This window comes from Erwinia sp. JH02 (assembly GCF_013074405.1).
Taxonomy (GTDB): domain Bacteria; phylum Pseudomonadota; class Gammaproteobacteria; order Enterobacterales; family Enterobacteriaceae; genus Erwinia; species Erwinia rhapontici.
On record NZ_JABANZ010000002.1, the window covers coordinates 815,146 to 836,881 of the forward strand.

Annotated in this window: 20 protein-coding genes and 2 tRNA genes; 7 read left to right on the forward strand and 15 right to left on the reverse strand. The window is 53.6% G+C overall.

Translation table 11 applies throughout. The features are described from left to right. Nucleotides 1-114: 114 nt before the first annotated feature. Together nrdD and nrdG are read left to right on the forward strand one after the other, a co-directional pair. Nucleotides 115-2,253 carry an anaerobic ribonucleoside-triphosphate reductase gene (gene nrdD / locus HHI26_RS08450; protein ID WP_159337323.1) on the forward strand — a complete coding sequence of 713 codons (2,139 nt, stop codon included), beginning with the start codon at nucleotides 115-117 and terminating at the stop codon, nucleotides 2,251-2,253. Further along, nucleotides 2,250-2,714 (forward strand): anaerobic ribonucleoside-triphosphate reductase-activating protein, encoded by a 465-nt coding sequence (gene nrdG, locus HHI26_RS08455; RefSeq protein ID WP_133844012.1) that lies wholly within the window; start codon nucleotides 2,250-2,252, stop codon nucleotides 2,712-2,714. Before nrdD ends, nrdG begins: the two co-directional genes overlap by 4 nt. A gap of 2 nt (nucleotides 2,715-2,716) precedes the next feature. Here nrdG and HHI26_RS08460 read toward each other — a convergent pair whose 3' ends face one another. Beyond that, complete coding sequence (locus HHI26_RS08460) at nucleotides 2,717-3,115, reverse strand: DUF350 domain-containing protein (protein WP_133844014.1); 399 nt, start codon at nucleotides 3,113-3,115, stop codon at nucleotides 2,717-2,719. Nucleotides 3,116-3,327: 212 nt separating this feature from the next. Between HHI26_RS08460 and HHI26_RS08465 the strand changes: the two genes are divergently transcribed. Together HHI26_RS08465 and HHI26_RS08470 are read left to right on the forward strand one after the other, a co-directional pair. Further along, on the forward strand, nucleotides 3,328-3,849 hold the full coding sequence (locus tag HHI26_RS08465; RefSeq protein ID WP_159337322.1) for a type 1 glutamine amidotransferase domain-containing protein: 522 nt from the start codon (nucleotides 3,328-3,330) through the stop codon (nucleotides 3,847-3,849). Nucleotides 3,850-3,952: 103 nt separating this feature from the next. After that, nucleotides 3,953-4,258, forward strand: coding sequence for a GIY-YIG nuclease family protein (locus tag HHI26_RS08470; RefSeq protein WP_133844018.1), 306 nt, complete (start codon nucleotides 3,953-3,955; stop codon nucleotides 4,256-4,258). On the opposite strand, the gene HHI26_RS08475 is transcribed toward HHI26_RS08470, so the two are convergent. Further along, nucleotides 4,245-4,748, reverse strand: a complete 504-nt coding sequence (locus HHI26_RS08475) for an N-acetyltransferase (protein WP_133844020.1) — start codon at nucleotides 4,746-4,748, stop codon at nucleotides 4,245-4,247. The genes HHI26_RS08470 and HHI26_RS08475 overlap by 14 nt on opposite strands. Continuing rightward, a complete protein-coding gene (locus tag HHI26_RS08480) occupies nucleotides 4,742-5,269 on the reverse strand; it encodes an SCP2 domain-containing protein (RefSeq protein WP_171148913.1) in 528 nt (175 codons plus the stop codon). Before HHI26_RS08480 ends, HHI26_RS08475 begins: the two co-directional genes overlap by 7 nt. Before the next feature lie 205 nt (nucleotides 5,270-5,474). Here HHI26_RS08480 and HHI26_RS08485 point away from each other — a divergent pair, with 205 nt between their 5' ends. The 3 genes from HHI26_RS08485 to HHI26_RS08495 all read left to right on the forward strand — a co-directional run bounded on the left by HHI26_RS08485 (nucleotide 5,475) and on the right by HHI26_RS08495 (nucleotide 8,567). Continuing rightward, nucleotides 5,475-6,470 carry a peptidase U32 family protein gene (locus HHI26_RS08485; RefSeq protein WP_133844022.1) on the forward strand — a complete coding sequence of 332 codons (996 nt, stop codon included), beginning with the start codon at nucleotides 5,475-5,477 and terminating at the stop codon, nucleotides 6,468-6,470. A gap of 8 nt (nucleotides 6,471-6,478) precedes the next feature. Beyond that, nucleotides 6,479-7,357 (forward strand): U32 family peptidase, encoded by an 879-nt coding sequence (locus HHI26_RS08490; protein WP_133844024.1) that lies wholly within the window; start codon nucleotides 6,479-6,481, stop codon nucleotides 7,355-7,357. Nucleotides 7,358-7,559: 202 nt separating this feature from the next. Continuing rightward, on the forward strand, nucleotides 7,560-8,567 hold the full coding sequence (locus HHI26_RS08495; protein WP_133844026.1) for a luciferase-like monooxygenase: 1,008 nt from the start codon (nucleotides 7,560-7,562) through the stop codon (nucleotides 8,565-8,567). 109 nt (nucleotides 8,568-8,676) lie between these two features. On the opposite strand, the gene HHI26_RS08500 is transcribed toward HHI26_RS08495, so the two are convergent. From HHI26_RS08500 to secG, 12 genes are all read right to left on the reverse strand, one after another. Continuing rightward, nucleotides 8,677-10,608, reverse strand: a complete 1,932-nt coding sequence (locus HHI26_RS08500) for a DEAD/DEAH family ATP-dependent RNA helicase (RefSeq protein ID WP_133844028.1) — start codon at nucleotides 10,606-10,608, stop codon at nucleotides 8,677-8,679. A gap of 177 nt (nucleotides 10,609-10,785) precedes the next feature. Next, a complete protein-coding gene (gene nlpI, locus HHI26_RS08510) occupies nucleotides 10,786-11,670 on the reverse strand; it encodes a lipoprotein NlpI (RefSeq protein WP_133844030.1) in 885 nt (294 codons plus the stop codon). A gap of 129 nt (nucleotides 11,671-11,799) precedes the next feature. Continuing rightward, nucleotides 11,800-13,935, reverse strand: coding sequence for a polyribonucleotide nucleotidyltransferase (pnp, locus tag HHI26_RS08515; RefSeq protein ID WP_133844032.1), 2,136 nt, complete (start codon nucleotides 13,933-13,935; stop codon nucleotides 11,800-11,802). A 309-nt stretch (nucleotides 13,936-14,244) separates the two neighbouring features. Continuing rightward, nucleotides 14,245-14,514, reverse strand: a complete 270-nt coding sequence (rpsO, locus tag HHI26_RS08520) for a 30S ribosomal protein S15 (RefSeq protein WP_133844034.1) — start codon at nucleotides 14,512-14,514, stop codon at nucleotides 14,245-14,247. Between the two features lie 231 nt (nucleotides 14,515-14,745). Beyond that, entirely contained in the window at nucleotides 14,746-15,690 is a 945-nt protein-coding gene (gene truB, locus HHI26_RS08525; protein ID WP_133844036.1) for a tRNA pseudouridine(55) synthase TruB, read from the reverse strand. Further along, the gene (gene rbfA, locus HHI26_RS08530) at nucleotides 15,690-16,103 is read right to left on the reverse strand and encodes a 30S ribosome-binding factor RbfA (RefSeq protein WP_133844038.1); all 414 of its coding nucleotides are present in this window, start codon (nucleotides 16,101-16,103) and stop codon (nucleotides 15,690-15,692) included. The genes truB and rbfA overlap by 1 nt, the downstream gene beginning before the upstream one ends. A gap of 75 nt (nucleotides 16,104-16,178) precedes the next feature. After that, nucleotides 16,179-18,872, reverse strand: coding sequence for a translation initiation factor IF-2 (infB, locus tag HHI26_RS08535; RefSeq protein WP_133844040.1), 2,694 nt, complete (start codon nucleotides 18,870-18,872; stop codon nucleotides 16,179-16,181). A gap of 24 nt (nucleotides 18,873-18,896) precedes the next feature. Beyond that, entirely contained in the window at nucleotides 18,897-20,402 is a 1,506-nt protein-coding gene (nusA, locus tag HHI26_RS08540; RefSeq protein WP_133844042.1) for a transcription termination factor NusA, read from the reverse strand. Between the two features lie 24 nt (nucleotides 20,403-20,426). Next, complete coding sequence (gene rimP, locus HHI26_RS08545; RefSeq protein ID WP_048914488.1) at nucleotides 20,427-20,879, reverse strand: ribosome maturation factor RimP; 453 nt, start codon at nucleotides 20,877-20,879, stop codon at nucleotides 20,427-20,429. A 210-nt stretch (nucleotides 20,880-21,089) separates the two neighbouring features. Continuing rightward, a tRNA-Met gene (locus HHI26_RS08550) sits at nucleotides 21,090-21,166 on the reverse strand. Between the two features lie 48 nt (nucleotides 21,167-21,214). Further along, nucleotides 21,215-21,301: transfer RNA gene (locus HHI26_RS08555), tRNA-Leu, on the reverse strand. Nucleotides 21,302-21,364: 63 nt separating this feature from the next. Continuing rightward, on the reverse strand, nucleotides 21,365-21,697 hold the full coding sequence (gene secG, locus HHI26_RS08560; RefSeq protein WP_133844044.1) for a preprotein translocase subunit SecG: 333 nt from the start codon (nucleotides 21,695-21,697) through the stop codon (nucleotides 21,365-21,367). Between the last annotated feature and the right edge of the window lie 39 nt (nucleotides 21,698-21,736).

Genomic DNA, 21,736 nt, shown 5'->3' on the forward strand with positions numbered 1-21,736 from the left:
ATCTTTGCCTCAGGTCAATAAAACGGCGTTTAAATCTGATCGCAACACTATATATAGCGTTTACTATAGCCATCAAAACCCACATATAGATTTTCTTCATTCAGGAGAGCAGCGGTGGCAACTCAGGTAATCAAGCGGGACGGCTGTCAGGTCGCCTTCGATCCAGCGCGTATTGAGGCGGCAATCCGTGCCGCTGCACAGGCTGCGAAAATTGACGATGACGACTACTGCGCCACTGCCGCCAGCCAGATTAGCGCTCAGCTCACCGCCCGCCCGAGCGTGGATATCGCAGAGGTTCAGCGCGCGGTTGAGAACCAGCTGATGGCAGGCCGTTACCCGCAGCTGGCACGCAGCTATATTGAATACCGCCACGATCGCGACGTAGCACGCGAGCTGCGCGGTCGGTTGAACCATGAAATTCGCGGTCTGATTGAACAGAGCAACCCGGCACTGCTGAATGAAAATGCCAACAAAGATAGCAAAGTGATCCCGACCCAGCGCGATCTGCTGGCCGGCATCGTCGCTAAACACTATGCCCGTCAGCATATGCTGCCGCGCGATGTGGTCAGTGCGCATGAACGCGGTGAGATCCACTATCACGACCTCGACTATTCGCCGTTCTTCCCGATGTTTAACTGTATGCTGATTGACCTGCGCGGCATGCTGACCCATGGCTTCAAAATGGGGAATGCCGAGATCGAACCGCCAAAGTCGATCTCCACCGCGACCGCCGTTACCGCACAGATTATCGCCCAGGTGGCCAGCCATATTTACGGCGGCACCACCATTAACCGCATTGATGAGGTGCTGGCCCCGTTTGTGGAAGCCAGCCTGGTGAAACATCGTGCCACTGCGCAGCAATGGCAGGTGGCGGATGTCGAAGCGTATGCCCAAACGCGCACAGAGAAAGAGTGCTACGACGCGTTCCAGTCACTGGAATATGAAGTGAATACACTGCATACCGCTAACGGCCAGACGCCGTTTGTCACCTTTGGATTTGGCCTTGGCACCAGCTGGGCGGCGCGCCTGGTCCAGCAGTCGATTCTGCGGAACCGCATTGCCGGACTGGGGAAAAATCATAAAACGGCGGTGTTCCCGAAACTGGTTTTTGCTATCAAAGCCGGGCTAAATCAGGCCGCTGGCGAGCCCAACTACGATATCAAACAGCTGGCGCTGGAGTGCGCCAGCAAACGCATGTATCCGGATATTCTCAATTACGATCAGGTGGTCAAGGTCACAGGATCGTTTAAAACCCCTATGGGCTGCCGCAGCTTCCTGGGCGTGTATGAAGAGAACGGCGAGCCGATCCACGATGGCCGTAACAATATCGGCGTGATCAGCCTTAACCTGCCGCGTATTGCGCTGGAGGCACAGGGTGATGAGAGCCGCTTCTGGACGCTGCTCGACCAGCGTCTGTTGCTGGCGAAGAAAGCCCTGATGACACGCATCGCCCGGCTGGAAAATGTGAAGGCCCGCGTGGCCCCCATCCTCTATATGGAGGGTGCGTGCGGAGTGCGCCTGAAAGCCGATGATCCGGTGGCACCTATCTTCCGTCACGGCAGAGCCTCCATTTCTCTGGGCTATATTGGCATTCATGAAACGCTGAATGCCCTGAGCGGCGGCAGTGTACATCCTTATGATGATGCGCAACTGCGCGCCAAAGGGCTGGAGATTGTTGCCCGACTGCGCGCCGCCGTCGAGGCATGGAAAGAGGAAACGGACTACGGCTTTAGTCTGTACAGTACGCCCAGTGAGAACCTGTGTGACCGTTTCTGTCGCCTCGATGCTGCCGAGTTCGGCGTGGTGCCGGGCGTCACCGATAAGGGCTACTACACCAACAGCTTCCACCTCGACGTGGAGAAGAAGGTCAATCCGTACGATAAAATCGACTTCGAAGCCGGTTATCCACCGTTAGCGAACGGCGGTTTTATCTGTTACGGCGAATACCCTAACATTCAGCACAACCTTAAGGCGCTGGAAGACGTCTGGGATTACAGCTACAGCCGGGTGCCTTACTACGGCACCAATACGCCTATCGACGAGTGCTATGAGTGCGGTTTTACCGGCGAGTTTGAGTGCACCAGTAAAGGCTTTACCTGCCCGAAATGCGGTAACCATGACAGCACCCGCGTCTCGGTGACGCGGCGGGTGTGCGGCTATCTCGGCAGTCCTGATGCCCGTCCGTTTAACGCCGGGAAGCAGGAGGAGGTTAAACGTCGGGTGAAGCACCTGGGTAACGGTCAGCTGGGGTGAACATCCATCAGTACTACCCGGTGGATATCGTTAACGGTCCCGGCACGCGCTGCACGCTGTTTGTCTCCGGCTGCGTGCATGAATGCCCCGGTTGTTATAACAAAAGCACCTGGCGGCTGAACTCCGGGTTGCCGTTCACCCTTCAAATGGAAGAGCAGCTGATTGCCGACCTCAACGATACACGTATTCCGCGCCAGGGGTTGTCGCTGTCAGGCGGCGATCCGCTGCATCCGGCCAATCTGGCGGATGTCGGACGGCTATTGCGGCGAGTGCAGCGTGAGTGTGCTGGCAAAGATATCTGGATGTGGACAGGTTACCGCCTGGAGGAACTGAGCACAGAGCAGCAGCAGGTGGTCACCAGCGTGAATGTGCTGATCGACGGGAAGTTTATTCAGGCACTCAAAGACCCGGCGCTGCTGTGGCGCGGCAGCAGCAACCAGGTGATCCATAATTTACGTTGAGATCAGTAGGTCATGCAGGCGGCGTTCAATATCCCCACGCCGGTAGACACCCCACCGAGGAACAGCCCCGCAGACAGGTGATTATCCTCAATGCGGCGGCTGATATCCGACATAAACAGGCGCACTGCGGTAAATACCAGCAGCTGCACAACCAGCGCCACTGCACCCCAGACCAGATAATCCAGCAGGTTAACGGAGTTAATGGCCACGCTGGCCAGCGGAATAATGTAACCCAGCAGTGCCCCGATGAACCCTGAAGTCGCCGCCAGATTATTCTCTTTAATCAGACGCCATTCGTTGTGCGGTGTAATGCGGGTATAGATAAACAGAAAGATCAGTACCAGCGCGCCGCTGGTTAAAAAATAAGAAGCAAAAGCGAGTAAGGAGTGCAGCGTGGCCATGAGATCGTCCTGAAAAGTGGGAGCTTAATGGGGAATTATCATAGGGTGCGGTATACATAAACACCAGCGACCTGCGTCTTCTTTACCTTTGTGTGCCCTATGTTCCCTTCTAAAATCATCCACCTGTGCCCCTCGCTGTGCCCCTGAATTTGCTTTTCAGCACCAGTGAACCACACTTACTGCGCATTTAAATGAAACTCACAGGAGGAAATATGAGCAAGAAAATTGCGGTGCTGATTACCGATGAATTTGAAGACTCAGAATTTACTTCTCCCGCAGAGGCGTATAAAAAAGCCGGCCACCAGGTCATTACCATTGACAGTGAAGCGGGTAAAACTATTACTGGTAAGCAGGGTAAAGCCAGCCTGAAGGTCGATAAAAATATCGATGATGTCCATCCGGCCGAGTTTGATGCGCTACTGCTGCCCGGCGGCCACTCCCCGGACACGCTGCGCGGCGATGACCGTTTTGTCGCCTTCACCAAAGCCTTTGTTGCACTGGGCAAACCTGTCTTCGCTATCTGTCACGGGCAACAGCTGCTGATCAGTGCCAATGCCGTACGCGGTCGCAAAATGACCACGGTGAAACCGGTGGTGATTGATTTGAAAAATGCCGGTGCTGATTTCTACGATGAAGAGGTCGTGGTCGATAACGACAGGCTGGTCACCAGCCGCACGCCGGACGATCTCCCCGCTTTTAACCGCGAATCGCTGCGTATTCTTAACGCCGCATGATGCTTCGGGCCAGCTCCGGCTGGCCCTTGCTGCCCCCCTGCCTCTCCCTCTCTGCCAACATATACGCTAAAGTAGCCGTACTGTTTTTTATCTGAGAAACCCTATGAGCGCGGCTGCACCCGGGGACTGGCGACTGTATATTCTGCGAACCGCTAAAGGAATGCTGTACACCGGCATCACCAATGACGTGGCCAGGCGTTTTGCCCAGCACCAGAGTGGTAAAGGCGCAAAAGCATTGCGCGGTAAAGGACCGCTGGTGTTGGTATTTCACTGTGAGGCAGGGGATCGTTCGCTGGCGTCGAAGCTGGAATATCAGGTTAAGCAACTGAAAAAACCACAGAAGATCAGGCTGGTAGAACACCAGCCTGTATCACTTGTTCAATGGCTTGCTGCGCTCAGAAGCGATTAAAGGGCACGGAGAACTCGATGCGGCCTTCAACGCCATCAAAGGCGTCATCCGCCAGCTTGTACACCTGAAACGCCGCTTCAGTGCCTTCCCAGCGGCAGTGCAGCTGGTGGCGTGCAGCCGGTTCAAAGCCATAAGGACCGTAGAAAGCGGGATCGCCCAACACCACAACGGCGGCATAGCCAAACTCATTCAACGTATCCAGCCCTTCGTAAATCAACTGTTTACCCACGCCCTGCTTGCGAACGCTTTCATCAACCGCCAGCGGCGCTAATCCTACCCACTGCCGATCTTCATCGTTGAGCGTGACCGGGCTGAAGGCCGCATAGCCCAGCACCTGGCCATCGTCATCTGTTGCAACGACACCGAGGGTTAATAGCCCATCTTCCCGCAGTTGCTGCACCAGTTCCGCTTCCGCAGAGGTTGGGAAGCTACGGCGCAGCAGGCTGTCGATGCTCGCCGCATCGATGCCAATTTCTGAACGAATTAACATGTGGCACCTGCGCGATCCGCCGGGGGAATCGCGTCCTCTTTCATTCCGGCCTCAATAAAATCAGCCAGTTGCATAAGCCCGATGCGTAGCGGCGCTGGCATGGCGTCCAGATCTATCGCATCCATCATATTTTTGACTTCCAGGCCCAGTTCCGTATCACCTTCAATCAGTAAACGGCGCTGGAAAAACAGCGTGTCGGGATCCTGCCTGCGGGCAGCGATCAGCGCCAGGTCATTGGCATTGCCGCGAAACCAGACATCAGCCTCCTCACGTTCAGCGACCCGAAGCTGCCCCTGTTCCAGCGTGACTGACCAACGGAGTTCAAGGTCCTTGACCTCAATCCCCAGCCAGCGCCCTTCAAGGAAGTCCAGCTCGCCTTCCGCCAGCGCCTGCTGAAACTGCCAGCGTAACAGTGCCTGTAATAGCGGCTTCTTCACTGCAAACGGGGTAAACCGCAGTGGGAAACGCAGTAATTGCGGCCCGTGACGGACACAGTGGCTGCGTAGCGGGTTCAACACCATTATCACTCCTTACGAATAAATTTCAGCTATTTTGCCACAGCAGCAAAAAGCGTCTGACGGCTGGATCAACAAAGTGTGCGAACTCTATGAGTTTTATCAGGGTACACGAACACCATCAATACGCCATTAGCTGCCTTAAATCAAAATTTGTCTCGGCCTTCCTCACTAAACTCTTCAACTCTTCTGATTAGTTGGATCGCTTCTTATGGAACTTCTCTGCCCGGCCGGAAATCTTCCGGCACTGAAGGCCGCCATCGAAAATGGTGCCGACGCGGTGTATATCGGCCTGAAAGATGAGACCAATGCCCGCCATTTTGCGGGATTGAATTTCACCGATAAACGCCTGCAGGAAGCCGCAAACTACGTGCATCAGCGTAAACGTAAACTCCATGTGGCCATTAACACCTTTGCCCATCCCGATGGCTACCAACGCTGGCAGCGTGCGGTGGATATGGCCGCAGATGCGGGTGCTGATGCCTTAATCCTGGCAGATATTGCCATGCTGGCGTATGCCGCAGATAAATATCCTCATATTGAACGCCATGTTTCGGTACAGGCGTCTGCCACAAATGCCGCTGCCGTACGCTTTTATCAGCGTAACTTTGATGTTGCACGCGTGGTATTGCCACGAGTGCTATCGATGCACCAGGTGCGCCAACTGGCGCGTGACACTACCGTTCCACTCGAGGTGTTCGCGTTTGGTAGCTTGTGCATTATGGCGGAAGGACGTTGTTATCTTTCGTCTTACCTGACCGGCGAGTCGCCCAATACCGTCGGTGCCTGTTCCCCCGCGCGCTTCGTTCGCTGGCAGCAAACCCAGGCAGGCCTGGAATCCCGTCTGAACGAAGTGCTGATTGATCGTTATGACAACGGAGAAAATGCCGGTTACCCCACGCTGTGCAAGGGTCGCTATAAGGTAGATGAGGCGCGCTATCATGCGCTGGAAGAACCCACCAGCCTGAACACGCTGGCACTCTTACCTGAGCTGATGGCAGCCAATATTGTCTCCGTCAAAATTGAGGGACGTCAGCGTAGCCCGGCCTATGTTGAACAGGTGGCGCGTATCTGGCGCCAGGCCATCGATCGCTGTAAAGCTGACCCGCAAAATTTCACCGCACAGCCGCAATGGATGGCGGCGCTGAGTGCGCTGAGTGAAGGCACTCAGACAACGCTCGGTGCTTATCACCGCCAGTGGCAGTAGGAGATATCATGAAATACTCACTGGGTCCGGTACTGTGGTACTGGCCAAAAGAAACGCTGAATGCCTTTTATCAGGCTGCCGCCAGCAGTCAGGCTGACGTCATCTACCTCGGCGAATCTGTTTGCAGCAAACGCCGTGCAACGAAAACCGCTGACTGGTTGAGTATGGCGAAGTCGCTGGCCTCCGCCGGTAAACAGGTCGTTCTGAGCACTCTGGCACTGGTGCAATCCCCTTCTGAACTGACGGAACTGAAGCGCTATGTCGATAACGGCGAGTTTCTCATTGAAGCTAATGATGTGGGTGCGGTGACGCTGGCAAATGAAGCGGGCGTGCCTTTTGTCGCCGGACCTGCGCTAAATGTGTATAACGCCGTTACGCTGCAACTGCTGCTGAAAATGGGTATGACCCGCTGGTGTATGCCGGTGGAACTGTCGCGCGACTGGCTGGTGCAATTACTGAAGCAGTGTGATGAGCTGGGCATTCGCCAGCAGTTTGAGGTCGAGGTGTTGAGTTACGGTTATCTGCCGCTGGCGTACTCTGCCCGCTGCTTTACTGCCCGCTCTGAAAATCGCAGCAAAGATGAATGCCAGACCTGCTGCATTGACTACCCGCAGGGGCGACGTGTTCGCACTCAGGAAGACCAGCAGGTGTTCGTCCTGAACGGGATCCAGACCATGAGCGGCAATTGCTATAACCTCGGCAATGACCTGATCTCAATGCAGGGGCTGGTCGACATTGTGCGTCTTTCGCCGCAGGATGCAGAAACGTTGTCGATGGTGGATCGGTTCCGCGCAAACGAAACAGGCCATCAGCCACTGATGATGGCACGCAGCAATGAGTGTAATGGCTACTGGCGCCGCGTTGCAGGGCTTGAGCTGGTCAGCTAAATAGCTGTTTCATTCTGGCAGATGATGGATAATACTTTGATTGGCTAGCAGCCTAACTATCCGCAGGCACTATTGTTTCGTCTGTTCTGTGCGCACTTTATTCCTTGAGTGCTGCAAACGGACAATAACAGGGACAGCAGATCCCGTAGCCTGTCGTTTTTGCACATGGCGCAGTGTCGGCCGTTAGACAAAGTGAGCAACTATGCCTGATAAAAAAAATGTTCCCCTTTCCGTACTGGATCTTGCCCCTATCCCACAGGGGGCATCCGCACGCGATGCTTTTCATTCATCACTCTCTCTGGCACAGCAGTCAGAAAAACTTGGCTTTCATCGTTACTGGCTGGCCGAACACCATAATATGACCGGGATCGCCAGTGCAGCGACGTCGGTGCTGATAGGTTATCTGGCGGCAAATACGCAGACGCTGCGTTTAGGCTCTGGTGGTGTCATGCTGCCAAATCATGCACCGCTGGTGATTGCAGAACAGTTTGGTACGCTGGAGTCACTTTATCCTGGCCGTATCGATCTTGGTCTGGGGCGTGCGCCGGGTTCTGACCAGCGTACAATGCTGGCACTGCGCCGCCATATGGCGGGTCACGTCGATAACTTCCCCGCCGACGTAGCGGAGTTGATCCGCTGGTTTGATCATTCCGGTGACGAGATGCCGATTGTCCAGCCCGTTCCGGGAACCGGGCTGAAAATTCCCGTCTGGCTGCTCGGATCCAGCCTTTACAGTGCTCAACTGGCAGCACAGATGGGCTTGCCGTTTGCTTTCGCCTCCCATTTTGCCCCGGAAATGCTGTTACAGGCGCTGGATCTGTATCGTGACAACTTTAAGCCGTCAGCGCGGCTGGAGAAGCCGTACGCGATGGTGTGCGTTAACGTTGTCGCCGCCGACAGCGAACGTGATGCCCGCTTCCTGTTTACCTCCATGCAACAGCAGTTTATTAACCTGCGTCGTGGCAAGCCAGGCCCACTGCCAGCACCGGTGGAAAATATGGATAATTTGTGGTCACCGTCCGAGCAGTACGGCGTGCAGCAGGCGCTGAATATGTCGGTGGTCGGCGATAAAGAGAAGGTGCGTCAGGGGCTGGCCGCATTGATGCGCGAAACGCAGGCGGATGAGGTGATGGTTAACGGCCAGATCTTTGATCCCCAGGCTCGCCTCTACTCCTTCGAGCTGGCGATGCAGGCACGTAACGCCTTGTAGATTCTGAGGGCGAGGCGTGCCTCGCCACTACATGATCAGAGATGGATGGCACAAATCGCAGATATAAAAAAACCAGCCCGAAGGCTGGTTTTTTATTGGGCATCAGTGATTACGCATCACGACGACGGGTAGGTGCTGCGCCGCCTTCAGTGCGTGGACCACGGCTGGTGCCACCTGGACGACGTTCGCCGCCACGGTCATTGCTGAAACGACGACCGCCTTCAGCACCACCGCGTGGAGCGCCGCCTTCACGACCTGCGCCAGAGCCGAAGCCACCACGTGCAGGGCCGCCTGGACGACGTTCGCCGCCACGGTCATTGCTGCGTGGCTGTGCATCACCAATCAGCTGCATATTCATGGGTTTGTTCAGAATACGCGTACGAGTGAAGTGTGACAGAACTTCGCCCGGCATGCCTTTTGGCAGTTCGATAGTAGAGTGAGTACCGAACAGCTTGATGTTACCGATGTAACGGCTGCTGATATCGCCTTCGTTAGCGATAGCGCCAACGATGTGACGAACTTCAACACCATCATCACGGCCCACTTCAATGCGGTACACTTCCATATCGCCAACATCACGACGTTCACGACGCGGCGCATCACCACGTGCTTCACCACTGCGTGCTTCGCGTGGTTCACGTGGACCACGGTCCGGACGGTCACCACGGCGATTGTCACGGCTGTCATCACGGTCACGGAACTGGCTGCGTGGACGCTGTGGTGCATCAGCTGGAACGATCAGTGGACGTTCGCCCTGAGCCATTTTCAGCAGTGCGGCGGCCAGTGTTTCGATATCCAGCTCTTCTTCTGGCTGCATTTTAGCCAGCAGAGCACGGTACTGCTCCAGATCGCTGCTTTCCAGCTGCTGCTGAACTTTAGCAGCAAACTTAGCCAGACGACGCTCACCCAGCAGTTCTGCATTTGGCAGTTCTACTTCTGGAATAGTCAGCTTCATGGTGCGTTCGATGTTACGCAGCAGGCGACGCTCACGGTTCTCAACGAACAGCAGAGCACGGCCAGCACGACCCGCACGACCGGTACGGCCGATACGGTGAACGTAAGATTCTGCGTCCATCGGGATGTCATAGTTAACAACCAGGCTGATACGCTCAACGTCCAGACCACGGGCAGCAACGTCAGTCGCGATCAGGATGTCCAGACGACCATCTTTCAGACGCTCCAGCGTCTGCTCACGCAGTGCCTGGTTCATGTCACCATTCAGTGCAGCACTGTTGTAACCGCTACGCTCCAGCGCTTCAGCCACTTCCAGCGTAGCGCTTTTGGTACGCACGAAGATGATTGCAGCATCAAAGTCTTCAGATTCCAGGAAACGAGTCAGTGCATCAGTTTTACGGCCATAGGCAGTCCAGTAGCTCTGGCTGATATCAGGACGTGTCGTCATGCTTGACTGGATACGCACTTCCTGCGGATCTTTCATGAAGCGTTTGGTAATGCGGCGAATCGCTTCTGGCATGGTAGCAGAGAACAGAGCAGTCTGATGATTGTCTGGGATCTGGGCCATGATAGTTTCAACGTCTTCGATGAAGCCCATACGCAGCATTTCATCGGCTTCGTCCAGCACCAGACCGCGCAGGTTAGACAGGTCTAACGTGCCGCGTTTCAGGTGGTCAAGCAAACGGCCAGGTGTACCCACAACAACCTGTGGTCCCTGACGCAGAGCACGCAGCTGCACGTCGTAACGCTGGCCGCCGTAAAGGGCCACCACGTTCAGACCGCGCATGTGTTTGGCGAATTCGGTCATCGCTTCAGCAACCTGAACCGCCAGTTCGCGGGTCGGTGCCAGCACCAGAATCTGTGGCGCTTTAACGGTAGGGTCAATGTTGTGTAATAAAGGCAGCGAGAATGCTGCAGTTTTGCCACTGCCGGTCTGTGCCATACCCAGAACATCACGGCCAGCCAGCAGATGAGGAATACACTCAAGCTGGATTGGAGATGGCTTAACGTAGCCCATGCCGGTCAGTGATTCGAGGAGGTCGGCGTTCAGGCCAAGGTCAGCAAAAGTAGTTTGGATATCAGTCATGTAGTACACGTGCCTCTTAGATTGCGGCGGCCAGTCTACATAACTCGTCGTGAAAATTTTCAGTCATTTTCATCAAAAAGTGTGAACCGGCTCAAATTAGTGGTTTCGACGAACAAAAAGGCCCTCATCCGCTAAGATGATGACTTTTCGAAAATTCGGGCAATAAAAGTTCGTCAGCTATTGCTGGTCAGATTCTGATAAATCGTCTTGTGTCTGGCCGAGTAGCGCCAGCTCCAACAATGCATATCGATGCTCAACAAAGTTGTGAACGTTGTTGGCGACCGTCAGCTTGAACAACGCTTGAGCGTTGTCCTTCTCCCCCAGACTTAGGTAGTACTTACCTAAATAGAAGTTGGTTTCACTGAGATGTTCAGCGAGCGAGGTGTTATCCGTTGCGTCCGCCTGGAGCCGTTCAGTCAGCGTTTTTTCGCTGATATCGCCCAGGTAGAACTCGACAATATTCCATCCCCATTGTTCCTTCACCGCTTTTTCGTAACGCTGCTTGAGCGAAACTTTTGCCTGGTCTGCGTTGATCTCACGTTCAGTAAGATACAGCCACAGGCTACGGAAGGGATCGTTAGGATCGTCTTGATAAAACGCCAGCAGATCATCTTGCGCCAGTTTAAATCTTCCGCCGTAATAGAGAGCGATACCTCGATTTAAACGCGCATAATTGTAAGTTGGATCAAGCTCAAGTACAGAATCGAACGCTTCATAGGCAGCATCAAAATTGCCTGCCTGCGTTAAATATATGCCTAAGTAATTGAATACTTCGGGCATATCTGGTCGGATAGACAGCGCTTGTGAAAAATCATTTCGCGCCAGTGCTCTCAGACCGAGACTATCATACAACACTCCGCGCTCATATAACAGCTGTGCGCGTTCATCATCGGTCAATGACCGACTGGCAAGTATTTGTTCCATACGAGCGAGAATGACTTCCTGTTGCAGCGTAGGCTGCAATGGAACTGCCAAAACTTCGTTCTTACGCCAATCGGTGTTGCTGCATCCTGCCAGCGTCAAAGCTGTCGCAACAATACACCAGCGCAAAAATGGCTTCATTTACCACTCCCGAAAACAAACATAGGGACGAGCATCCTGTCATCCGCCTGCCGTTCACAAGGCCATCCCGCCCTCGCGTTATAACAATCCTCCGCATCCGAAGATGCAGAGGACTCAATGGTAATGCTTTTATTCTGCTTCAGGTGCTGGTGCTGCAGGAGCTTCAGCTTCAGGCTGTGCCTGTTCGCTGGCTTCTTTGATGCTCAGGCGTACGCGACCCTGACGGTCAACTTCCAGTACTTTCACTGGCACTTCCTGGCCCATCTGCAGGTAGTCAGTCACTTTCTCTACACGCTTATCAGCGATCTGAGAAATGTGAACCAGACCTTCTTTACCACCACCGATAGCGACGAAGGCACCGAAATCAACGATACGGGTCACTTTACCGTTGTAGATACGGCCCACTTCGATTTCTGCGGTGATTTCTTCGATACGACGGATAGCAAATTTCGCTTTCTCACCGTCGGTCGCTGCGATTTTAACGGTACCATCATCTTCGATTTCAATGGTGGTGCCAGTTTCTTCGGTCAGCGCACGGATAACAGAACCACCTTTACCGATCACGTCTTTAATCTTATCAACGCTGATCTTGATGGTGTGAATACGTGGTGCAAACTGAGAGATATCGCCACGCGGAGTGCTGATAGCCTGTTCCATCACGCTCAGGATATGCAGACGCGCACCCTTAGCCTGGTTCAGTGCTTCCTGCATGATTTCGCGGGTGATACCTTCAATTTTAATGTCCATCTGCAGCGCGGTGATACCTTCACGGCTACCGGCTACTTTGAAGTCCATGTCGCCCAGGTGATCTTCGTCGCCCAGAATGTCAGACAGAACAACAAAGTTGTCGTTGTCTTTTACCAGACCCATCGCGATACCGGCTACGGCCGCTTTGATGGGTACACCAGCATCCATCAGTGCCAGAGAAGCACCACACACAGACGCCATTGAAGACGAGCCGTTAGATTCGGTGATTTCAGACACAACGCGTACGGTGTACGGGAACGCATCGCCTTTTGGCATCACTGCCAGCACACCGCGTTTCGCCAGACGACCGTGACCAATTTCACGACGCTTAGGCGAACCGACCATACCGGTTTCACCGACAGAGTACGGAGGGAAGTTGTAGTGGAACAGGAAGTTGTCAGTACGCTCGCCCATCAGTTCGTCAAGGTTCTGCGCATCACGGGCAGTACCCAGCGTTGCGGTAACCAGTGCCTGAGTCTCACCACGGGTGAACAGTGCTGAACCATGAGTACGTGGCAGAACGCCGGTACGCACATCCAGACCACGGATCATGTCTTTTTCACGGCCATCGATACGTGGCTCACCGCGCAGAATGCGGCTACGCACAACGTTCTTCTCCAGCGTGTGCAGGATGTCGCTGATTTCGCCAGCGTCCAGGGTCTCTTCTTCCGCCAGCAGTGCTGCTGTGGTTTCAGATTTGATCACGCCAACCTGGTTGTAACGTTCCTGTTTTTCAGTGATGCGGTACGCATCGCTCAAACGAGCTTCAGCCAGTGCAGCAATACGCGCGTGTAACGCTTCGTTGACAGCTTCTGGCGTCCAGTCCCAACGCGGTTTGCCTGCTTCAGCGACCAGTTCGTTGATGGTGTCGATAACGATCTGCTGCTGGTCGTGGCCAAACACCACCGCACCCAACATCTGATCTTCGCTTAACAGCTCAGCTTCAGACTCAACCATCAGCACTGCGCCTTTCGTACCGGCAACCACCAGGTCCAGCTTGCTCTCTTTGAGTTCGTCGGTGGTTGGGTTCAGTACGTACTGATCATTCAGGTAACCGACGCGTGCCGCACCGATTGGACCGTTGAATGGCAGGCCAGACAGCGCCAGAGCAGCAGAAGCACCGATAAGCGCAACGATGTCCGGGTTAACCTGTGGGTTAACAGAAACAACGGTCGCGATAACCTGCACTTCGTTTACGAAGCCTTCCGGGAACAGTGGGCGAAGCGGACGGTCAATCAGACGAGAGGTCAGTGTTTCGCCTTCGCTTGGACGGCCTTCGCGACGGAAGAAGCTGCCCGGGATACGACCAGCAGCATAAGTACGCTCCTGGTAGTTAACAGTCAGTGGGAAGAAGTCCTGACCTGGCTTAGGCGTTTTGCGGCCTACAACGGTGACGAACACTGCGGTGTCGTCCATGCTTACCATTACGGCTGCCGTTGCCTGGCGGGCCATCATACCGGTCTCAAGTGTGACGGTGTGCTGACCATACTGGAATTTTTTGACGATCGGATTCAGCAAAATTAGTTCCTTAACTTCAGGGCCGGTAGTTTTTTATACCGACCGTGGATTTCTAATCTTCATTCTTGCATCCTCGCGACTAATGACAACCCTGATCCCAGATGGGATAAAGCCTCTCATTAGCCGCGCGAACCTCTGCAACTGAAGATCACACTCACCAACAATACAATAGTTTGCGTTTAATTGCTGCCGCTTGCTTGAAAAAAGGGGCCATAAAGGCCCCTTTCCAGCGAAACTCGCACCAGGTTGTCCGATTACCCACTTTAGTGTTCAGATGTTCTGAAACCGTGGCGGGACAACCTGTAAGAATTAGCGACGCAGACCCAGACGTTCGATCAGGCTGGTGTAACGTGCAACATCTTTACGCTTCAGGTAATCCAGCAGCTTACGACGCTGGGAAACCATACGCAGCAGACCGCGACGGCTGTGGTGGTCTTTCTTGTGCTCAGAGAAGTGACCCTGCAGGTGACTAATCTGTGCGCTCAGCAATGCAACCTGAACTTCAGTAGAACCACTGTCATTTGCGCCACGACCGAAATCAGCAACGATCTGTGCTTTAGTTTCAACACTTAGAGACATGAGACAACTCCAAAAATTAAGATAAATGTACAGGCGCCGATCTCTAATTCAGCCACCCAGTGTAAAGCCGCGCCATTCTACTCTTAGCGCCAGACAAGCGCAAATTTACCCGTCATATTTCGAGCAGCAGATGCGTTGGCTACGCTCGCTCACCCCGGTCACATAGTACTCTATGCTCCCTGGGATTAACCAACTTGCCACCTTCCTGCAACCCGAACTATTTGGGTAATGCTAGTCGAAATATTCTACAACCAGCCGGCGTGGCGCCACACGCCCATCGTCAGCGATTTCCGCCATGCCGATAAATTTCTGATCGTCGCCTTCCGTCACGCGTACCAGCCCACTGGCGGGGGCACCCGCCGCCTGAACAGGCATACCTTGCTTGAAGTAAGCCGCTACCGAACTCAGCAGGTTCACTACCGGGTACTCGGCCGCAGGGCTGTCCATTGGCATCAACAGCGCGTCCAGCAGGTCAGCGGGAAGCTGTTCGCTACGGTGTGCTTCTTCCGTCAGCGCACTCAACTGCTCCAGCGTAACCATTTTTTCGATCGGATAGGTGGCAACCTGCAAACGGCGCAGATAAGTGACATGTGCGCCACAGCCAAGCTTTTCACCGAGATCGTCGATGATAGTGCGAATATACGTCCCTTTCGACACGTGGATTTCCAGCTCAAGTTCATTGCCTTCATGGCGAATAAACAACAGCTCGTACACCTGAATGCTGCGCGATTCACGCGGCACTTCAATGCCTTCACGGGCATATTCGTACAGCTTACGGCCCTGATATTTCAGTGCCGAATACATCGACGGGATCTGCTGCGTAACTCCGCGGAAACTTTCCAGCGCCTGTTCAAGTGCTTCTGCCGTAAACGCCACCGGACGCTCACTGACAATGACACCATCCGCATCCGACGTATCAGTGCGCTGCCCCAGGCGGGCTATCACACGGTAACGCTTATCAGATTCCAGCAGATACTGGGAGAATTTCGTCGCTTCCCCCAGACAAATCGGCAGCATGCCTGTCGCCAGTGGGTCCAGCGCACCAGTATGACCGGCACGATTGGCGTTATACAAACGTTTCACTTTCTGCAGTGCATCGTTGGAGGACAAGCCCGTAGGCTTATCCAGCAATAGCACACCGTGGATATCGCGACCGCGACGGCGAGGACGACTCATTACTCTGCTTTACCTTCTTCCTGATTTTCTTCTGCCGGACCGCGACGCTCTTCGTCATTTCTGACCACGTTAGTCACGAGGTTAGACATGCGCATCCCTTCAACCAGCGAGTTATCGTAGAAGAAGGTCAGTTCAGGCACGATACGCAGGCGCATCGCTTTGCCGAGCAGCGTACGGATATAGCCAGAAGCGTCACCGAGGGCGCGCAGGCCACCTTTGATTGCGGCTTCATCTTTGTCGTTCAGGAAGGTCACGAACACTTTGGCATAGGCCAGGTCACGCGACACATCAACACCTGAAACGGTGACCATCATGCCAAGACGTGGGTCTTTAATCTCACGCTGCAAAATGATAGCAATCTCTTTTTGCAGCTCTTGAGAAACGCGCTGAGGGCGACCAAATTCTTTCGCCATAATATTATCTCTCTATAAAGAATTGGGAGGCCAGAAGCCTCCCAAATATTAGTGTTGCTGATTGCGGTCGTCGACTTAGTCGATGGTACGCTGGATTTCGATAATTTCGAATACTTCGATCATATCGCCAACACGTACATCGTTGTAGTTCTTCACGCCGATACCACATTCCATGCCGTTACGGACTTCGTTAACGTCATCTTTGAAGCGGCGCAGGGATTCCAGCTCGCCTTCATAGATAACCACGTTGTCACGCAGTACGCGGATTGGGTTGTGACGTTTGATGTTACCTTCCGTCACCATACAGCCCGCGATAGCACCAAATTTCGGTGATTTGAACACGTCACGTACGGCAGCCAGACCGATGATCTGCTGTTTGTACTCAGGTGCCAGCATGCCGCTCATCGCTGCTTTCACTTCGTCAATCAGATTATAGATGACGGAGTAGTAACGCAGATCCAGGCTTTCGGAATCAATCACGCGGCGCGCAGATGCATCGGCACGAACGTTGAAGCCCACCAGGATTGCGTTAGACGCTGCTGCCAGTGTGGCGTCGGTTTCAGTAATACCACCCACACCAGAACCGATGATTTTCACTTTCACTTCATCAGTAGACAGCTTCATCAGGGATTCGGAGATAGCTTCAACAGAACCCTGTACGTCAGCTTTCAGCACGATGTTCAGTTCAGACACTTCGCCTTCGGTCATGTTCGCAAACATGTTTTCCAGCTTAGATTTCTGCTGACGAGCCAGCTTAACTTCACGGAATTTGCCCTGACGATACAGTGCTACTTCGCGTGCTTTCTTCTCGTCACGTACGACGGTCGCTTCATCACCCGCTGCCGGCACACCGGACAGGCCAAGGATCTCAACCGGAATAGATGGGCCTGCAGTCAGTACTTCGCGGCCCAATTCGTCACGCATCGCACGGACACGGCCGTATTCGAAGCCACACAGAACGATATCGCCTTTGTTCAGCGTACCTTCACGAACCAGTACAGTTGCAACCGGGCCACGACCTTTATCCAGGAAGGACTCGATAACCACACCGCTTGCCATGCCCTGACGTACTGCACTCAGTTCGAGGACTTCCGCCTGCAGCAGGATAGCATTCAGCAAGTCATCGATACCGGTACCGACTTTAGCTGAAACGCTAACGAACATGTTTTCGCCGCCCCACTCTTCCGGAATGATACCGTATTGAGTCAGTTCAGTTTTAACACGGTCTGGATCAGCTTCAGGCTTATCGCATTTGTTCACCGCAACGACAACCGGCACTTTGGCCGCTTTCGCATGCTGGATCGCTTCGATAGTCTGTGGCATCACGCCATCGTCAGCCGCAACCACCAGGATAACGATATCCGTTGCCTGAGCACCGCGGGCACGCATTGAAGTAAACGCTGCGTGGCCTGGGGTATCCAGGAAGGTGACCATACCGTTGTCAGTTTCAACGTGGTAAGCACCGATATGCTGAGTAATGCCGCCCGCTTCGCCAGAGGCGACTTTGGTGGAGCGAATGTAGTCCAGCAGAGATGTTTTACCGTGGTCAACGTGACCCATGATAGTCACGACCGGAGCACGAGACTCATGCACCGCATCGGTATCACGGTCACTCATTACCGCTTCTTCCAGCTCATTTTCGCGGCGCAGAGTCACTTTGTGACCCATTTCTTCCGCTACCATCTGAGCCGTTTCCTGGTCGATGACCTGGTTGATGGTGGCCATAGCGCCCATTTTCATCATCGCTTTGATGACCTGGGAGCCTTTCACCGCCATCTTGTTAGCCAGTTCCGCTACGGTGACAGTTTCACCGATGATAACGTCACGGTTAACAGCCTGAGCTGGCTTGTTAAAGCCCTGCTGCAGGGTGCTTGGTTTACGTTTGCCGCCTTTGCCGCCACGAACCTGAGCACGCGCTTCTTCACGGTCAGTTTTCGCTTCAGAATGCTTGTTGCCTTTCTTGCGAACAGGGGCTTTAGCTGGACGTGTAGCAGTACGAGTACGACGGTCACCTTCGACCTGTGCGTCATTTTCGTCTTCTGCTGCACGAGCGTGAGTTGAAGTAGTAACGTGGTAATCAGAAGTGTCTTCCACTTCTTTAACCTGCGTCCACTCTTCGCCTTTCTCTTCCGCCATTTTGCGTGCTTCTTCGGCTACGCGCTTCGCTTCTTCTTCGATCTTGCGACGCGCTTCTTCTTCAGCTTTACGCTTCAGTTCTGCCGATTCCGCTTCGCGGCGGGCTTTATCGGACTGAGAAGCCCGGGTTGTTTCGTCGGTATGTTGATTGCTCACTTTATCTTTTTCCGCTGCATCACGTTTGGCTTTATCAGCTGCCTCACGTTTGGCCTGCTCCTCGGCTTCACGCTTCGCTTTGTCTTGAGCTGCGCGCTGGGCTTGTTCTTCAGCCTCGCGACGAGCCAGTTCTTCCGCTTCACGCTCTGCCTGGGCTTCCGCTTCTGCTTGTTCAGCATCAGCCGGATCGCCTTTTACATAAGTGCGTTTTTTGCGGACTTCGATTTGCACCGACTTACTTTTGCCCCCGGTGCCTGGAACATTCAAGGTGCTGCGCGTTTTGCGCTGCAGAGTAAGCTTACCAGATCCACCGCCATGTTCGCGGTTCAGATGGGTCAGCAAAGTCTCTTTTTCATGCTGGGTAACAGAGTCAGTCTCAGACTTTTGGATCCCTGCATCAGCAAATTGCTGTACCAGGCGTTCTACCGGTGTCTGAATCTCTGCGGCCAGGGATTTTACGGTTACATCTGTCGTCATGCTGTTCCTTCCTGCTACAGTTTATTACGCGTCGTCGCCGAACCAACAGATATTTCGTGCAGCCATAATCAGCTCACCAGCCCTTTCATCGTTCAGGCCCTCAATATCTGACAGATCGTCAACACCCTGCTCGGCAAGATCTTCCAGCGTGCATACGCCTTTAGCTGCCAGCTTGAAGGCCATCTCGCGCTCCAGTCCTTCCAGGCTCAGTAAATCTTCTGCCGGTTGGGTGTCGCCGAGGCTCTCTTCCTTGGCCAGTGCCAGGGTGGTTAACGCGTTTTTAGCTCGGTCGCGCAACGCTTCTACTGTCTCTTCATCAAGACCGTCGATTTCCAGCAGCTCGTTAATCGGCACATAAGCCAGCTCTTCCAGAGAAGAGAAGCCTTCTTCGACCAGAGTGGTCGCGAAGTCTTCGTCGATATCGAGATGTTTGGTAAAGACGTCGATGGCAGCATGAGCTTCAGCCTGATGCTTGGCCTGCAGGTCGTCGACCGTCATCACGTTCAGCTCCCAGCCACTTAACTGTGAAGCCAGACGCACGTTTTGGCCATTACGGCCGATCGCCTGGGCCAGATTACCGGCTTCCACAGCGATATCCATGGTGTGATTATCTTCATCCACCACGATAGAGGCGACATCCGCCGGGGCCATTGCGTTGATCACGAACTGCGCAGGATTATCATCCCACAGCACGATATCAATACGCTCGCCACCCAGCTCACTGGATACCGCCTGAACACGCGCACCACGCATACCTACGCAAGCACCGACCGGGTCGATACGTTTGTCGTTGGTTTTCACTGCGATTTTAGCTCGGGAGCCTGGATCGCGCGCAGCGGCTTTAATTTCAAGAACTTCTTCAGCAATTTCCGGCACTTCAATGCGGAACAGTTCGATCAGCATTTCCGGTTTAGAACGGCTGACGAACAGCTGAGCACCACGCGCTTCAGGGCGCACAGCGTACAGTACGCCACGGATACGGTCACCCGGACGGAAGTTCTCACGTGGCAACATATCTTCACGGATAATCACGGCTTCTGCGTTGGTGTTAGAACCATCGTTTGGACGCACTTCCAGTGAGATATTGTCACGATTAACTTTCTTCACCACGCCAGTGATGATTTCGCCTTCCTGCTCGCGGAACTGATCGACAACCATCGCGCGTTCAGCTTCACGAACTTTCTGTACGATAACCTGCTTGGCAGTCTGGGTAGTGATACGGTCAAAGGTAACAGATTCGATCTGATCTTCAACAAAGCCACCCAGGCCCAGTGATTCATCTTCGTAGACGGCGGCTTCCAGCGTGATTTCACGCGTCGGCATCGTCACTTCGTCCACAATCAGCCAACGGCGGAAAGTATCGAAATCGCCACTTTTGCGATCGATGCTGACGCGAACGTCAATTTCCTGCTCGTATTTTTTCTTGGTGGCTGTGGCCAGCGCGCTCTCCAGAGCTTCGAAAATCTTCTCGCGTGGGAGGGACTTCTCATTAGAGACCGCTTCTACAACAGCTAAGATTTCTTTGTTCATCCTGGTATGCCTCAATCCGGACTTTTAAAAGTGGGGAACCAGGTTCGCCTTCTGGATATTACTCAGCGCGAACACTTCGTCGTTACCCTCAACGGCAACAGTGATCATCTCACCCTCGACAGACTTAATGATACCTTGCCATTTGCGACGGTTCTGGACCGCCATACGCAGAACCAGGCTCACTTCTTCGCCAGTAAATCGGACATAATGTTCTGCGGTAAACATTGGTCGGTCAAGACCAGGCGAGGAGACTTCGAGGTTGTAAGCAACGGTAATTGGGTCTTCGACGTCAAATACCGCACTGACCTGGTGGCTCACATCAGCGCAATCATCAACATTGATGCCATCTTCACTATCAATATAGATGCGCAAGGTGGATGTGCGACCGCGTACAAACTCAATACCAACCAGTTCGTAGCCTAGCGCTTCTACCGGTGCTGAGATCAGCTCTGTTAATTTTTGCTCTAACGTGGACAATCCCACCCCCAAGACGTAAAAAAAGGGCCTATAGCCCAGTGATGCTGCTTCCTGATAACAAAAAACCCCGAAATATCGGGGCTTAATGCGACTGGACCCTGTAAACCGCCACTGGCGGCTCGGCACAATCCAAAAGAATTTTTTTCAAAATCAACTGAGATACGTAATGTGGAGTATACAGTTTATTTGAAAAAGAACTCTAAGGGAAAGTGGTTGCGGGGGCCGGATTTGAACCGACGACCTTCGGGTTATGAGCCCGACGAGCTACCAGGCTGCTCCACCCCGCGTCCGAATACTACGCAAAACTTGCAGAAATTGCAAGCAAAACTGAGATTTGGTACCGAGGACGGGACTTGAACCCGTAAGCCCATGCGGGCACTACCACCTCAAGGTAGCGTGTCTACCAATTCCACCACCACGGCACTAAAGAGGCGACTTTTTTATTTCTGTCGCGTCGAAACGGTTACTGCAACTTCATTTACTGCTTACTGCGGGATATCGCTGCCCGGTGTTACCGGTTTCGCTGGCTGAGTCTGTTGGGACTGCGCCGGCTGAGTCAGGTTTTCCCACTCGCTTCCTTTCTGGGTTTTGTTGCTGTTGATGTTACCCAGAACCAGACTGATAATGAAGAACAGGGTCGCCAGTACTGCAGTCATACGGGTCATGAAGTTACCAGAACCGTTAGAACCAAACAGTGTACCAGAAGCGCCTGCACCAAATGATGCTCCCATATCAGCGCCTTTACCTTGCTGAAGCATGATCAGACCGACAAGGCCGATTGCCACAATAAGGAAAACTACTAAAAGAGCTTCGTACATAATCAACCTTGTTCCTGGTGCGTTAAACGCACATCAAAA

Bases quoted from the DNA above. Each gene is read 5' to 3' on its own strand.
- HHI26_RS08460 (WP_133844014.1), bottom strand. From the start codon at position 3,115: ATGGCCACGCTGCACTCCTTACTCGCTTTTGCTTCTTATTTTTTAACC.
- HHI26_RS08465 (WP_159337322.1), top strand. From the start codon at position 3,328: ATGAGCAAGAAAATTGCGGTGCTGATTACCGATGAATTTGAAGACTCA.
- HHI26_RS08470 (WP_133844018.1), top strand. From the start codon at position 3,953: ATGAGCGCGGCTGCACCCGGGGACTGGCGACTGTATATTCTGCGAACC.
- HHI26_RS08475 (WP_133844020.1), bottom strand. From the start codon at position 4,748: ATGTTAATTCGTTCAGAAATTGGCATCGATGCGGCGAGCATCGACAGC.
- HHI26_RS08480 (WP_171148913.1), bottom strand. From the start codon at position 5,269: ATGGTGTTGAACCCGCTACGCAGCCACTGTGTCCGTCACGGGCCGCAA.
- HHI26_RS08485 (WP_133844022.1), top strand. From the start codon at position 5,475: ATGGAACTTCTCTGCCCGGCCGGAAATCTTCCGGCACTGAAGGCCGCC.
- HHI26_RS08490 (WP_133844024.1), top strand. From the start codon at position 6,479: ATGAAATACTCACTGGGTCCGGTACTGTGGTACTGGCCAAAAGAAACG.
- HHI26_RS08495 (WP_133844026.1), top strand. From the start codon at position 7,560: ATGCCTGATAAAAAAAATGTTCCCCTTTCCGTACTGGATCTTGCCCCT.
- HHI26_RS08500 (WP_133844028.1), bottom strand. From the start codon at position 10,608: ATGACTGATATCCAAACTACTTTTGCTGACCTTGGCCTGAACGCCGAC.
- nlpI (WP_133844030.1), bottom strand. From the start codon at position 11,670: ATGAAGCCATTTTTGCGCTGGTGTATTGTTGCGACAGCTTTGACGCTG.
- rpsO (WP_133844034.1), bottom strand. From the start codon at position 14,514: ATGTCTCTAAGTGTTGAAACTAAAGCACAGATCGTTGCTGATTTCGGT.
- truB (WP_133844036.1), bottom strand. From the start codon at position 15,690: ATGAGTCGTCCTCGCCGTCGCGGTCGCGATATCCACGGTGTGCTATTG.
- rbfA (WP_133844038.1), bottom strand. From the start codon at position 16,103: ATGGCGAAAGAATTTGGTCGCCCTCAGCGCGTTTCTCAAGAGCTGCAA.
- infB (WP_133844040.1), bottom strand. From the start codon at position 18,872: ATGACGACAGATGTAACCGTAAAATCCCTGGCCGCAGAGATTCAGACA.
- nusA (WP_133844042.1), bottom strand. From the start codon at position 20,402: ATGAACAAAGAAATCTTAGCTGTTGTAGAAGCGGTCTCTAATGAGAAG.
- secG (WP_133844044.1), bottom strand. From the start codon at position 21,697: ATGTACGAAGCTCTTTTAGTAGTTTTCCTTATTGTGGCAATCGGCCTT.